The 13,455-nt window shown below is 61.2% G+C and carries 12 protein-coding genes; 2 read left to right on the top strand and 10 right to left on the bottom strand.

Going from position 1 to position 13,455, the window contains the following annotated elements; all coding sequences use genetic code 11:
* Positions 1-22: 22 nt before the first annotated feature.
* From AC2YI2_RS09035 to AC2YI2_RS09025, 3 genes are read right to left on the bottom strand one after another with little or no spacing between them, the layout of a single operon-like run.
* Complete coding sequence (locus AC2YI2_RS09035) at positions 23-424, bottom strand: Fur family transcriptional regulator (protein WP_487386133.1); 402 nt, start codon at positions 422-424, stop codon at positions 23-25.
* Positions 421-1,239, bottom strand: a complete 819-nt coding sequence (locus AC2YI2_RS09030) for a metal ABC transporter permease (protein ID WP_487386132.1) — start codon at positions 1,237-1,239, stop codon at positions 421-423. Before AC2YI2_RS09030 ends, AC2YI2_RS09035 begins: the two co-directional genes overlap by 4 nt.
* Positions 1,229-2,128, bottom strand: coding sequence for an ATP-binding cassette domain-containing protein (locus AC2YI2_RS09025; protein WP_487386131.1), 900 nt, complete (start codon positions 2,126-2,128; stop codon positions 1,229-1,231). Before AC2YI2_RS09025 ends, AC2YI2_RS09030 begins: the two co-directional genes overlap by 11 nt.
* 95 nt (positions 2,129-2,223) lie before the next feature.
* On the opposite strand from AC2YI2_RS09025, the gene AC2YI2_RS09020 reads away from it, so the two are divergent.
* Positions 2,224-3,168: a zinc ABC transporter substrate-binding protein gene (locus tag AC2YI2_RS09020; RefSeq protein WP_487386130.1), complete on the top strand. Its 945-nt coding sequence runs from the start codon at positions 2,224-2,226 to the stop codon at positions 3,166-3,168.
* 24 nt (positions 3,169-3,192) lie between these two features.
* Here the strand turns inward: AC2YI2_RS09020 and AC2YI2_RS09015 are convergent, their stop codons facing one another.
* Positions 3,193-4,017: a c-type cytochrome gene (locus AC2YI2_RS09015; protein ID WP_487386129.1), complete on the bottom strand. Its 825-nt coding sequence runs from the start codon at positions 4,015-4,017 to the stop codon at positions 3,193-3,195.
* A gap of 442 nt (positions 4,018-4,459) precedes the next feature.
* On the opposite strand from AC2YI2_RS09015, the gene AC2YI2_RS09010 reads away from it, so the two are divergent.
* On the top strand, positions 4,460-4,705 hold the full coding sequence (locus tag AC2YI2_RS09010; protein WP_487386128.1) for a hypothetical protein: 246 nt from the start codon (positions 4,460-4,462) through the stop codon (positions 4,703-4,705).
* A gap of 54 nt (positions 4,706-4,759) precedes the next feature.
* Here AC2YI2_RS09010 and AC2YI2_RS09005 read toward each other — a convergent pair whose 3' ends face one another.
* The 6 genes from AC2YI2_RS09005 to AC2YI2_RS08980 all read right to left on the bottom strand — a co-directional run bounded on the left by AC2YI2_RS09005 (position 4,760) and on the right by AC2YI2_RS08980 (position 13,451).
* Complete coding sequence (locus AC2YI2_RS09005; protein ID WP_487386127.1) at positions 4,760-6,370, bottom strand: glycoside hydrolase family 43 protein; 1,611 nt, start codon at positions 6,368-6,370, stop codon at positions 4,760-4,762.
* 272 nt (positions 6,371-6,642) lie between these two features.
* A complete protein-coding gene (gene mgrA / locus AC2YI2_RS09000; protein WP_487386126.1) occupies positions 6,643-7,695 on the bottom strand; it encodes an L-glyceraldehyde 3-phosphate reductase in 1,053 nt (350 codons plus the stop codon).
* Between the two features lie 205 nt (positions 7,696-7,900).
* On the bottom strand, positions 7,901-9,034 hold the full coding sequence (locus AC2YI2_RS08995) for a Gfo/Idh/MocA family protein (RefSeq protein ID WP_487386125.1): 1,134 nt from the start codon (positions 9,032-9,034) through the stop codon (positions 7,901-7,903).
* A 10-nt stretch (positions 9,035-9,044) separates the two neighbouring features.
* Complete coding sequence (locus AC2YI2_RS08990) at positions 9,045-9,806, bottom strand: sugar phosphate isomerase/epimerase family protein (protein WP_487386124.1); 762 nt, start codon at positions 9,804-9,806, stop codon at positions 9,045-9,047.
* A 49-nt stretch (positions 9,807-9,855) separates the two neighbouring features.
* The gene (locus AC2YI2_RS08985) at positions 9,856-12,306 is read right to left on the bottom strand and encodes a beta-mannosidase (RefSeq protein ID WP_487386123.1); all 2,451 of its coding nucleotides are present in this window, start codon (positions 12,304-12,306) and stop codon (positions 9,856-9,858) included.
* A gap of 56 nt (positions 12,307-12,362) precedes the next feature.
* Entirely contained in the window at positions 12,363-13,451 is a 1,089-nt protein-coding gene (locus tag AC2YI2_RS08980) for an ABC transporter ATP-binding protein (protein WP_487386122.1), read from the bottom strand.
* Positions 13,452-13,455: the final 4 nt, after the last annotated feature.

Genomic DNA, 13,455 nt, shown 5'->3' with positions numbered 1-13,455 from the left:
CCAAGCACAAACGACTGCTTAATCAAGAGCAGGCCCGGCAATGGCCACGGATTTCGATCGTCGTTTTCTCCGGTTTGAAGTGCTCGGACTTCTGCCAGGCCGTCAAACGCCCTTCGATCGCATCATCATGGAACTCGGTGACAGAGCCACAATCGTCGCAGATCGCGAAGGCTGTGACACCATGGCTGTGCGCCTCGTGATCATGCGGATCGGAGCATGCCACGAAGGAATTGAGGCTTTCGAGGCGGTGAACGAGGCCGATTTCCATCAGCTTGTCGAGTGCGCGATAGACCTGTAGCGGCGCGCGGAAGCCATCGTCGCGCAGGCTGTCGAGGATGTCGTAGGCGCTTCGCGGCGCGCCGGTCTGTTTGAGAATGCCGAGCACCAGCGACTGGTTGCGGGTGAGTTCGGGCGAGGCGCTCATCGCAGGCCTCCTTCGGGCATGGGGCGGATCATGCGGCCGAGCGGCAGCAGGCTGACCACGAAGATCGCAAGCGCCGCCACGACGATCGACGGCCCGGACGGCGTGTCGAATCTGAGCGAGCCGAAGAGCCCGCCAACCACCGCCACGGCGCCCACCACGGCAGACAGGATCGCCATGACTTCGGGAGAGCCCGACCAGCGGCGTGCAGTTGCAGCGGGGATGATGAGAAGCGAGGTGATCAGCAATATGCCGACGATCTTCATGGCGATCGCGATAACGAGCGCCAGCAGCAGCATGAAATAGAGCCGAGCCCGCTTGGGCGAGAGCCCCTCGGCTTCGGCGATGTCCTCGGATACCGTCGAGGCAATCAGCGGTCGCCAGAGATAGACCAGCGCCATCAACACCAGCACGCCGCCGCCCCAGATCACGTCGATGTCGGAACGGCTGACGGCCAGGATATCGCCGAACAGGAAGCTGACGAGATCGACCCGGACCCAGGTCATGAAGGCGAGCAGCACCAGCCCGACCGAGAGCGACGCATGCGAGAGGATGCCGAGCAGCGAATCAGCCGACAGCGTCACCGACCGCTGCAACAGCAGAAGCAGGATTGCGACCAGCGAAGCGACCGCAAAGACCGCGACGATGAGATTGATATCGAGCAACAGCGACAAGGCCACGCCGAGCAACGCCGAATGGGCCATCGTGTCACCGAAATAGGCCATACGCCGCCAGATGATGAAGCAGCCGAGCGGCCCAGCGGTCATGGCAATGCCGATGCCGGCGACCAGCGCACGGGTAAAGAAATCATCGAGCATCGGATGCGTCCTCGCCCGACACATGTGGCTTCACCAGCCGCGAATGATCGTGGCCGCAACCGCAATCCGGGCCATGCTCATGCTCTTGGTGATGCCCGTCTTCCGGATGGCAATGATCCGTCACGCTCCCGTCCTCATGCAGCACCCGCCCATCCGGCAGATGGGTGTGGTCATGGTGGTGGCTGTAGAAAGCAAGCGCCCCGCCTGCACGCCCGCCGAACAGGCTGCGATATTCGGGCGACTGGCTGACCATTTCCGGCGTGCCGCGACAGCAGACATGGCCGTTCATGCAGATCACCGTGTCGGTCGCCGCCATCACGACATGAAGGTCATGCGAGATCAGAAGGATGCCGCAGCCGGTGCGGTTCCGGATATCGGTAATCAGTTCGTAAAGCGCGATCTCGCCGGTGAAGTCGACGCCCTGCACCGGTTCGTCGAGGACGAGCAGATCCGGCTTGCGGGCAATGGCGCGGGCGAGCAGCGCGCGCTGGAATTCGCCGCCGGAGAGGTTCTGCACTTCGGCCTTGGCGAGATGACGGACGCCGGTCTCGGAGAGTGCGGCATCGATCTCCTTGCGCGGCAATGGCCCGGTCAGTGTCATCAACCGCTCGACGGTAAGCGGCATCGTGCGATCCACAGACATCTTCTGGGGCACATAGCCGATCTTCAGGCCAGCGCGGGTCATCACCTCGCCTTCGTCGGGTCGCAAGAGGCCGATCGCCATACGCGCACTGGTCGATTTTCCAGAGCCGTTCGGCCCTATCATGGTGACGATCTCGCCGCGGCGAACATCGAAGGTCACGCCGCGCACCAGCCAGCGGCCAGCGCGGCTGATGCCCGCGCCATCGAGAGCGACGAGGTATTCGTCAGTCGGATTTCTCTGCAGCATCTTTTTTCCTGAAGCCGTCTTGGCAGCCCTTATCGCATACGTTATAGCATTACGCAATTGATGTAATAACATAACATTACAAGCGAGGTACTGCGATGAGGAAACTGTTTCCGACCCTGGGACTGCTGGCCGCAACGATGTTGATCCCACCTGCAGCCGCTCTGGCGGCGCCGCAGGTCGTGGTCTCGATCAAGCCGATCCATTCCCTGGTCGCCTCGATCATGAAGGGAATCGCCGAGCCGGAACTGATCCTCAAGGGCGCCGGCTCGCCGCATACCTATCAGATGAAGCCCGCCGATGCGGAGATGCTGCAGAATGCCGACCTGGTGTTCTGGGTCGGACCGGAGCTTGAAAAATTCCTCGAAAAGCCGATCGAGTCACTGTCTTCAGACGCCAAAGTGGTCGAGCTCGAAGATGCTCCAGGCCTAGCAAGACTGCCGATGCGCGAGGGTGGCACCTTCGAACCGCATGACGACGGCGACGAAGGGCATGCCGAAGAAGCGCATGATCATCACGACGGCGAATATGATGCCCATGTCTGGCTGAACACCGGCAACGCCAAGGTGATCGCCAAGGCGATCGCGGCTGCTCTCGGCAAGGCCGATGCGGCCAACGCCCCGCGCTACGACGCCAATCTGGCAGCGCTCGAGACCAAACTCGACGCACTCTCGGCGGAACTGAAGGCCACGGTCGCGCCGGTCAAGAACAAGCCAATCGTGGTCTTCCACGACGCCTACCAATATTTCGAGAAGGAGTTCGGCATCCGTGTCGCGGGCTCGATCACGGTCTCGCCCGAGACCCTGCCCGGCGCGGCGCGCATCTCCCAAATCCATGAAAAGCTCAAGACGCTCGGAACTTCTTGCGTCTTCGCCGAACCGCAATTCGAACCGAAGTTGGTCAATGTCGTGCTCGAAGGCACGCAGGCCAAGAGCGGCACGCTCGATCCGGAAGCGGCCACCCTCCCCGCAGGGCCGGATCTCTATATCGAGCTGATGCGTGGGCTGGCCGGCTCGATCAAGGCATGCCTGTCGGCGCCATGACAGCGCCGACATCCCGATTGTTCGCTATTGCGCCGAGAGATAGTCGTAGATCGCCCGCTTCTCAGCTTCGCTGTAGAAGGCGAAGGCTTCGCGCGACACCTTCGACATAAAGGGCATTTCGCGCCCGCCGATCGCCTTTCCGGTGGCCAGCAGCGTCACGAACTGGTCGTAACGGTAGCCTTGCGCCATCGCGGCCAGGGCCGGCGTCTTCATGAAGCCGGTGTCGTGTTCCGACTTCATCTGGTGGCAATGCAGGCAAGCCACATTGACCAGGTAGCGACCAACATCATCCGGCCGCGCCTTCGCTGGCTCGACCTCCGGCAGGTGATCGGCCTCGAAGGGCAACTGGTTGGTTGCCAGCGCCAGCCGCCCGAGCGGGCCGAAGGTCGTGCCACCGGGCACGGCATCCGCCTCCTCCTTCTGGTTGCGCAGCCAGGTGATGATCGCCGCCACATCCTCGTCGGCGAGATAGGCATAGGTCTTCGCCGGCATGATGAGTGCGGCCGTGCCGTCCTTCTTGACGCCCTTGCGGATGAGACGATCGAGTTCACCGTCGGTGTAGTCCTTTGCGACACGGGTGAGATTCGACGTGACGAGCCGACCGACCCCGTCGGCTTCGAACAGGACTTGTCCGGCCTTCTGGTGGCAGTCGGCACACATCATGCTTACAGCGCGGCGCTCGGCCTCAGCGGGCGTGATACCAAATGCCTTGGCATCGAAGGCCTTGACCGGCGAGTCATAGCTCTTGGCAAGGCGCAATTCCGACGCTGCATAGATGCCACCGACCGCGACCAGGCAGATCACCACAAGGCCGATGAGTGCATATTTGATCCATTTCATCACCCTCATGCGCGCGCCCTCGATGGGCTCGTGGCGATCAAGGATGTCAGAGGTTCGGCATGCATAGATGGCGGCGCCCGATAGGTGCCGATACGGGCTGTGGCGGAAGCAATCGCTTCTGCCCGCGAAGACGGATGATGCTGGATCAGATGTGAGCCGAAGCATGATGCCGTCGGCGCCCTCCGTGAATTGATGTTCATTTCAAAGCCTCCAAGTCTCTCGCTGCTCGCGAGGGATGAGCCACATCCCGAATGATGTGGCCCCGCGACTTTTAGGGAAAGGCGATTTTCGCGCTGTAACGTTTGCTACCAGGGCCAAGCGCCCGCATTCTTACGGATAAGTGATCGGTAAGCCGCGAGACCCTCTGGCGCTTGGTGCCGCGCCATCCTAGGCTGCCGACGTCCGTTACAGACGAACGGGAAAGTCAGGATTATCAGGGAAGGATGCCTCAATGACCAAGATCAAGACTTCGGCCATCATCGCCATTTCCATGGCGGTCGGCATTGTCGGCGGCGCAAGCGTCACAGCGATCGCACAGAGCCAGCCCAACATGAAGGCGGCACTTGACCACCTCGTCGCCGCCGACGCCTATCTCGCCAAAGCCAACGACAACAAGGGCGGTCACCGCGTCAAGGCGCGCTCGCTGATCAGCCTGGCGATCACGGAAGTCAAGGCAGGCATCAAGTTCGCCAACTAAACCCTTTGCGACCCGGCCAACGTGGCTTATGCCCCAACCGGCCGGGTCGAATTCTCAAAGTCTCGCATAGCTGAAACTGTCGAAATCCGCGGCCTTGCCACCACCGGTAATGTCATAGGCGAACATGCCGACGAAGGCTCCGGTGAAGGAGCCATGCTCGCCCACGCCGCCCTCGTCGGATACGACGCCACCGTCGAGCACCGGGCCGACCGCCTTCCATTCCGTCTCGCTTTCCGTGTGCCAGAAGAATTGCAGGTCGTTGTCGTCAACTTCGACCGCGAGATGGATGCGGCCATCCGGAATGGAAATGCCGCCGTCGATCGGGAAGCTCAGCTTGCCGGAGGGATATTCGCCCGGGCAGGATTGGATCACCAGCACGCGGCCGAGCTTTTCATGCAGCGTGATGCCGAGCGCATGGAACTTGTAGCGATTGTAGTAATGGGTCAGGCCGGCTGTCTGTTGGTAGGTCTCGGGCGAGAATTCCACCACCGTTTCGGCACGGAAGCGATGATCCTCCTGGCGTCGTGCGACAAGCGCGAATTCAAACCACGAGCCCATGCTCTCCCGGCCTGTGAGCCTGAGGTGACCTGCCCTAGCCGTCGTCGAAAACAGGCGCTCGGGCTCCGGCGTGCGGAGCCACTGGAAGTCCTGATGCAGAGCGCTTTCGTTAAAGCCATAGGATACGGTCTTCGGCCGCTCGACCGGCTTGGTGTCGCCCGGCGCGACCACCTCAACCGCCGGCACCATGCTGCCATGGGCCAGCCGCGGCCAGCCATCGGCGTGCCAGGTGATCTTCTGGATGCCGGTCTCGCGGCCGAGCGTACAGCGCCGATGCGGCGGTAAAGGTCGGCCGAGCAGATGCGTAACATAGGCCTGTCCGTCGGGCGTCTCGACATATTGGCCGTGGCCGGCGCGTTGCAGGATGGCATGCGGCGCGTCCTTCGACGTCACCAGATATTTGTCGGGATGGATTTCGTAGGGGCCGAGAACGCTCATTGAGCGGCCCATCGAGATGGCGTGGTCATAGCCAGTGCCGCCTTCTGCCGCGGTGATGTAATACCAGCCGTCCTTCTTGAAGATATGCGTGCCCTCGACGAGGCCGAGCTCGGTGCCGCCATAGATATTGTGTACCGGCCCATCGAGCTTCTTCGCCCTCTGGTCCCATTCCTGGCAGAGAATGCCGTCGAAGGCCGGATGCCGGCCCGGAGTATTGAAAGCTTCCTTGCGATGGTTCCACTGCATCTGCATGAACCATTTTCGGCCATCATCGTCATGGAAGAGCGAAGGGTCGAAGCCTGAGGAATTGACATAGACGGGATCCGACCACGGCCCCTCGATTACGGGCGCGGTGACGATGTAGTTGTGCGCATCCTTGAACGAACCATCGAAACGCTTGACGTCGGTATAGACCAGCCAGAACAGCCCATCGGCGTAGGAGAGGCACGGCGCCCAGACGCCGCACGAGTCCGGATTGCCGCGCATGTCGAGCTGGCTCTTGCGGTCAAGCGGGCGCTTGGCGAGCGTCCAGTTCACCAGATCCCTGGAGTGATGGATCTGCACGCCCGGATACCATTCGAAGGTCGAGGTCGCGATGTAGTAATCATCCCCGACGCGGACGATTGAGGGATCCGGATTGAAGCCGGGCAGGATGGGGTTGATGATCATTGGTCCTCCAATATTGCCCAGCTTCGGTCATCTTCGCAGTGGCGTTCACCCCTCACCAACTTAGGCCAAGGGTTCACTCTCGTTCACCCGGCCTACGTATCCTCTCCCACAGGGGGAGCGGTAGACTCGCGGCTCCATCGGTGCCTCAAGCTAGAGCCGAGCTTGTGGCACCCTACCTCTCCCCCTGTGGGAGAGGATAGTAAGCCCATGCGAAGCAAAGCCGAGCATCAGGGCGCACTTGGTGAGGGGTGCGCCCGATGCGAGTATCCCTGCTACTTCTTCTTCCGCGCCGGCCCCTTGCGTTCGGCGGACGCGGCCCAGAGATTGATGTCGGCCTCGCGGGCATATTTATCGATCTCCTCCAACTCCGCCTTGGTGAAATCGGGCTTGTCGATCGCCGCCACGCAATCCACCACCTGGCTCGGCTTGGAAGCACCGATCAACGCCGAGGTGATATGGCCACCACGCAGCACCCAGGCGAGCGCCATCTGTGCCAGCGTCTGGCCGCGTTTCTCGGCGATGCTGTTGAGCTTGCGGATGTTCTCGACATTCTTCTCGTTCAGGAAATCCTTGTTGAGCGACTTTTCCTGCGTCGCCCGGCTGCCTTCCGGCAGGCCGCCGAGATACTTTGATGTCAGCATGCCCTGGGCAAGCGGCGAGAAGACGATCGAGCCGAGGCCGAGGTCCTCGAGCGTGTCGATCAGTCCGTCTTCCTCGATCCAGCGGTTGATCATCGAATAGCTCGGCTGGTGGATGACGAAAGGCGTGCCGAGTTCCTTGAGAATCTTGTAGGCCTCGCGGGTGCGCTTGGAATTGTAGGAGGAAATGCCGACATAGAGCGCCCTGCCCGACCGCACGATATGGTCGAGCGCCAGCATCGTCTCTTCGAGCGGCGTGTCCGGATCGAAGCGGTGCGAATAGAAGATGTCGAAGTAATCGAGGCCGGTGCGCTTCAAGCTCTGGTCGCAGGATGCGATCATGTATTTGCGGCTGCCCCATTCGCCATAAGGGCCCTTCCACATCTCGTAGCCCGCCTTGGACGAGATGATCATCTCGTCGCGCAGATCGCGGAAATCTGTGCGCAGAATTTCGCCGAACGCCGTTTCAGCGCTGCCCGGAGGCGGCCCGTAATTGTTGGCAAGGTCGAAATGGGTGATGCCGAGGTCGAAGGCAGTACGGCAGATCTCGCGCTTGAGGTCGTGCCGCGTGTCGCCGCCGAAATTGTGCCAGAGACCAAGCGAAATCGCCGGCAGCTTCAGCCCGCTCTTGCCAAGTCGGTTATATTTCATCTTTTCGTATCTGCTCTCGGCGGGTTGCCAGGCCATGGCGGAAATCTCCCAAAAAATGACTTTCTGCAGGAGGCTAATACCCCTCCCTAACCCCTCCCCACAAGGGGGAGGGACTAACCCTCACAATCACCCTTGCTCTCCAGCAAGCTTGCAGCAGATGGCAACGTTTCCAGACGACCAGGTCGTGCAGCGCGTTAAGCCCCTCCCCCTTGTGGGGAGGGTTTGGGGCGGGGTCTTCGCCTCAGCGCAGAAGCGCCTTCGCCTCATCGATCCCAAACGCCGCGGGCTGGGTGCAGGTGGTCTTGATATCGATCGCCTTGCCCTCTTCCGCCGATTTCAGGATCGAGGTCAGCACGTCGATCGTGTGCAGCGAACGGTCGAGCGAGCAGCGATAGTCGCCGCCGTTCTCGACTGCGTTCATCATGTCCGAGAGGCCGGCGCCGCGATAATTTGCCTGCTTGCCCCAGTCGAAATCGTAATTCTTCGCGGTCATCGGATGATCCCAGACCTCGACTTCCTTCGGGTCACGATCGGTACCGGCGACTTCGACCTTGCCGCCGAAGAAATTCGGGTCCGGCACGAAGATCGCACCCTCGGTGCCATAGAGCTCCATATTCTGGTGGCGATGCGCCCAGACGTCCCAGCTCGACGTCAGCGCGACATGGGCACCGTTCACGAATTCCAGGATTGCGTGCACATTGGTCGCCACGATGACCGGTACCTTCTCGCCTGTACGCGGGCCGTTGGAGATGATGCGTTCTTCCTTGCCCTTGTTGGCAAGTGCGACGACGCGCTTCACAGGGCCGATCAGGTTGACGAGGTTGTTGACATAATAGGGACCCATATCGAGGATCGGGCCGCCGCCGGGACGGAAGAAGAAGTCCGGATTCGGATGCCACATTTCCATGCCCGGCCCGAGCACGTGGGCGGAGCCCGATGTCACTTTGCCGATCTTGCCGGAATCTATGAGGTGGCGCGCATATTGATGCGAGCCGCCGAGATATGTATCCGGCGCCGAACCGACCTTCAGGCCCTTCGAATCTGCGATCTTGCGCAGATCCTCGCCTTCTTCGATCGAGAGCACGAAGGGCTTCTCAGAATAGACGTGCTTGCCTGCTTCGAGTGCCTTCTTGGAAACGGCGTAATGCGCCTCCGGAATGGTCAGGTTCACCACGACGTCGATCGCGGGGTTGGCGAGCAGATCGTCGATTTCCTGTGCCTGGACGCCGAATTCGCTGGCGCGCGCCTTTGCCGCCTCCATGTTGATGTCGGTGCAAGCCAACACTTTCAGGTTCTTGAAGATCGGGATCAGCCTGAAATAGGCCGCCGAAATATTGCCGCATCCAATGATGCCGACGCCATATTCTTTCGTCATGGTTCTATCCTCAGAATGCCTTGATGGACGCGATCGAGCGCGATGCGCAGCGCTTGATGTCATTGGGATTGTCATGCTCGACCACGAAGTGGCGGGCTTTGGTAGCCTTCAGCGCCTGCCAGATGGTCGGCCAGTCGACGGTGCCATGGCCGACATCGGCCCAGCCGCCCTCGTCTTCCGCCTCGCCCGCCGGCGCGATGTCCTTGATATGGGCGGACGTGATCCTGTCCTTGTAGGCGTCGATGAACTTGAGCGGATCGGCACCGCCGCGCACCACCCAGGCGACATCCATTTCCCAGGACAGGCCTGGGCCGCCTTCGAAGATGCGGTCATGCGGCAACGATCCGTCGGAGAGTGCGACGAATTCGAAGTCATGGTTGTGCCAACCGAAGTCGAAGCCGGCGTCCTTGAATGGCTTGCCGGCCTTATCGAGTCGGGCGCCGAAGGCCGTCCAGCCGGCAGCGTCGGTGGGACGCTGGTCGGGCATGATGAATGGGCAGTAGACCGCGTCCATGCCGAGCGTCTTGGCGACCTTGAGCATCTTCTCGGTCTGCTGCTCGAGCTGGTCGATGCCGAAATGGCCGGTTGCCATCTTCACGCCGGCAGCATCGAGTTCCGCCTTGAGCGCATTGAGGCTGGCATCATCGAGATCGCCATAGATGCCGCCAAAGCCTTCGGCTTCCGCATAGCCGAGCGAGCCGATAAGCTTGATCAGGTCGGAAAGCGGTGGGAAATTGCGGCCGCTGTAGAGCTGGAAGGAAACGTCTGTCATAGGTCTGTCCTCTTCATTGCGGGCGCGGGAGATCGCCCGGATTGCAGATTCAATCCGCCGTCTGGCAGGAATGGAGGTCACGGATGGTGAATTCGGCCACGGCGCCGGCATCGTCGGGCGTGAAGACGATGGTGCGGCTCTCACCCGTCGTCATGTCGAAGGCATTGTCGGAGAAGCGGCCGGTAATGTTTGCCTCGATCATCACGAACAGCGCCAGACCCTTGCAGGCAAGCGTGATCTCGTGCGCGCCATCTGCCTTGCGGGTCGTGCGTGCCGAGAGGCCCGCAGGCTCGAGTTCGAGCTGCTTATAGGTGCCGTTGGCATGATGGCCCCTGCCCTCGGATCCGTCCTGGCTACTGAAGTTCCACATCAGGATAGATCCGTCGGGGATGCTCCTCGTCGGAATCGCCAGCAGCGTCGAGGACGCATCATGGCGGCAGGTACCGGTCGCGTGGGTGAGCGGCGTCGACACGCCGTCCATGCCTACCGTGAAAAAGTCCGCCGTCACTTCGACAATGCCGGTCGAGTCATTGACCATGGCGATTTCGATCGTCTCGCCGTCCTCTGAGGGGATCGCAAAGACGCTGACCGGTGCGAAGAAGCGGCGCGCCTGGTAGTGCATGGCCTTCCAGTTGCCGCCGTAATCAAGGCTCGCCCAGGAGGCCACCGGCCAGGTGTCGTTGAGCTGCCAGATGAGCGTGCCCATGCAATGCGGCTTCAGCGACCGCCAGTATTCCACCGCCGTCTTGATCGCCAGACCCTGCTGGATCTGGCTGAGATAGACGAAATTCGGGAAATCCTTGGGAAAACGGAAATAGCGGAACATCGTGCCGGCGATCCGCTCGTTGCCGCCGACATTCTTCTGGTGCACCTCCATCACCGGGGAGGCGATGTTGAGATCCTTCTTGTCGGTGAAGCTGTCGACGATCACATTCGACGTGTAGGACTGGAAGCCGAATTCCGAACAAAAACGCGGCTTGACGGTGCGGTAATGGTCGAACGACTTGTTCTCGTGCCAGACCGACCAGAAATGCATGTCGCCCGAGCCATCGGCGTGCCAGGCATCGCCGAAATTGAGATAGCCGCAGGACGGACTCGACGGCCACCAGATCATCTCGTTGTTGGCCCTCCTGGCCGCAACCTCGATCGTGCGGTTTAGGCGGTCATAGGCGACGAGATAGCGGTCGCGGTCCTTGCGCGAAACATCATACCAGCCCATCGCGCCGACAAGTTCGTTGTCGCCGCACCAGACGACGATCGACGCATGGTGCGAGAGGCGGCGAACCTGGTAATCCACCTCCACTGCGACATTGTCGAGATAATCCGTCGAGCACGGATAGAGATTGCAGGCGAACATGAAGTCCTGCCAGACCATCAGCCCCAGCCGGTCGCAGATGTCGTAGAACCAGTCCTGCTCGTACCAGCCGCCGCCCCAGATGCGGATCATGTTCATGTTGGCGTCGGTGGCCGAACGCAGCAGCGCCTCGGTTTTGGCCGGACTGGTGCGCGAATAGAGCGCGTCTGCCGGGATCCAGTTAGCACCCTTGCAGAAGATTTCCCGACCATTGACGCGGAAGGCGAAGCGGCTTCCCGCTTTGTCCGGATCTGTCAACAGTTCGACGTTGCGGATGCCGACCTGGCGGCGGACGTGATCGCCTGGAATGATGACATCGATATCGTAGAGCGCCTGTTCGCCACTGCCGGCTGGCCACCAGAGCCGCGGCTGGTCGATGACGAACATGTGGTGCACGAGCGTTTCGCCGGCATTAGCGCCGCAATCGACACGCACTTTTTCGCCATCCAGCGCAAAATCGATCGAGACGATGCAAGGATCAACGGCAAATAGAGTCACCGCGATATCGAGTTCGACCCCGCCATCTGCACGGTGCATCTGCTTGACCATCACATGCTCGATGCGGGCCGGATCAAGCTTGCAGAGCTTGACCCTGCCATAGAGCCCCATCGGCGCCAACGCGATGTTCCAGTCCCAGCCGAAATCGCAGGCCGGCTTGCGCAGCATGTTGCCATAAGGGATCGGGCAGTTCTTGCTCCACGGCACCTCGAAAGGCTGACGGTCATAGACTTCCTTGCCCGCACGCACCGGCGAATGCAGGATCACCTCGATCGTGTTCTCGCCTTCCTTGAGATGGGCGCTCACCTCGGGACGATAGCGGCGGAAGAAATTGTCCGCCTCGAGCACCATCTCGCCATTGACGCGGACTGTCGCAACCGTGTCGACATAATCGAGATCGAGATACCAGTTGCCGTCCAGATCACCCGTTTCCAATTGGAAGGTGCGGGCAAGCGTCCAGTCTTGGTGCGCGACCCACTGAACCTTGGCTTCGTTCGCACCGAAATACGGGTCGGGGATGACCCCATGCCCCTGCAACGCGGAATGGACGTCACCGGGAATCGTGATCGTCAGGCCAGAGGGCTGCCCCTCGGAAACGAGTGACCAGACGCCACCGAGATCGATTTGGGTGGTTGCGGGCATTGTCATTCTCCGGGTCCGGGAAACCCCTCGTTTAAGGATGTTGCAGCTGGCTGCAACACACTCTAGATCCTGAGTTCAGTGCCGGCGTCGAACAGCGAGGCCAAGCTCATGTCGAGGGAAAGCTTGATATGCGTTCCAGGTGCGTAGCGCCGGGAACCGGCGATGCGGACACCGACGGTATGGCCGGCAAACTTCAGCCACAAGAGGTTATCGGCGCCCATTGGCTCCTCGATGTCGACGACAGCGTCGTAGGCAGTCGCCGCACCGGCGACATCGACGCCGATATGTTCCGGCCGGACGCCGAGCACGACCTTTCGGCCGGCGGTCATGGCCTCGTCCGCCTTGTAGCCCGCGACCGGAATCTTCACGCCATCGACCTGCACGGCCAGGCCGCCATCGACTCCAACCAGTTCGCCCCTGAGGAAGTTCATCGAGGGCGATCCTATGAAGCCGGCAACGAACAAGTTTTTCGGCTTGTTGTAGATCGTGCCCGGGTCGGCGAGCTGCTGGATCACACCGCTCTTCATGATCGCGATGCGGTCGGCCAGCGTCATCGCCTCGATCTGGTCGTGGGTAACGTAGATCATCGTGTTCTGAAGCGACTGGTGGAGGCGCTTGATTTCGACACGGAGCTCGGCACGGAGCTTGGCGTCGAGGTTCGACAGCGGCTCGTCGAACAGGAAGACGTCCACGTCGCGCACCAAGGCACGACCGATGGCGACACGCTGGCGCTGGCCGCCCGAAAGCGCCGAAGGCTTGCGGTCGAGCAGCGGCTGGATTTGCAAGATGTCGGCGGCGCGGGCCACACGCTTGTCGATCTCCGCCTTGGCGAAGCCCGCGACCTGCAGGCCGAAGGAGAGGTTCTTGCGCACCGTCATCTGCGGATAGAGCGCATAGGACTGGAACACCATGCCGATGCCGCGGTCCTTGGGTTCTTCCCAGGTGACGTTCTTGCCCTTGATGAAGATCTGCCCGTCGGTCGGCTCGAGCAGGCCCGCGATGCAGTTGAGCAGCGTGGACTTGCCGCAACCGGACGAGCCGAGCAGGACGATGAACTCGCCGTCGGCGACGTCGAGGTCGAGGTTCTGGAGCACGCTGACGGCGCCGAAGCTGAGTGAGAGGTCCTTGATGGAAACGGAAATGTTGGACATTCGC

Source organism: Rhizobium sp. SRI_017, assembly GCF_057586295.1.
This window is presented reverse-complemented; position numbering and strand designations above follow the sequence as displayed.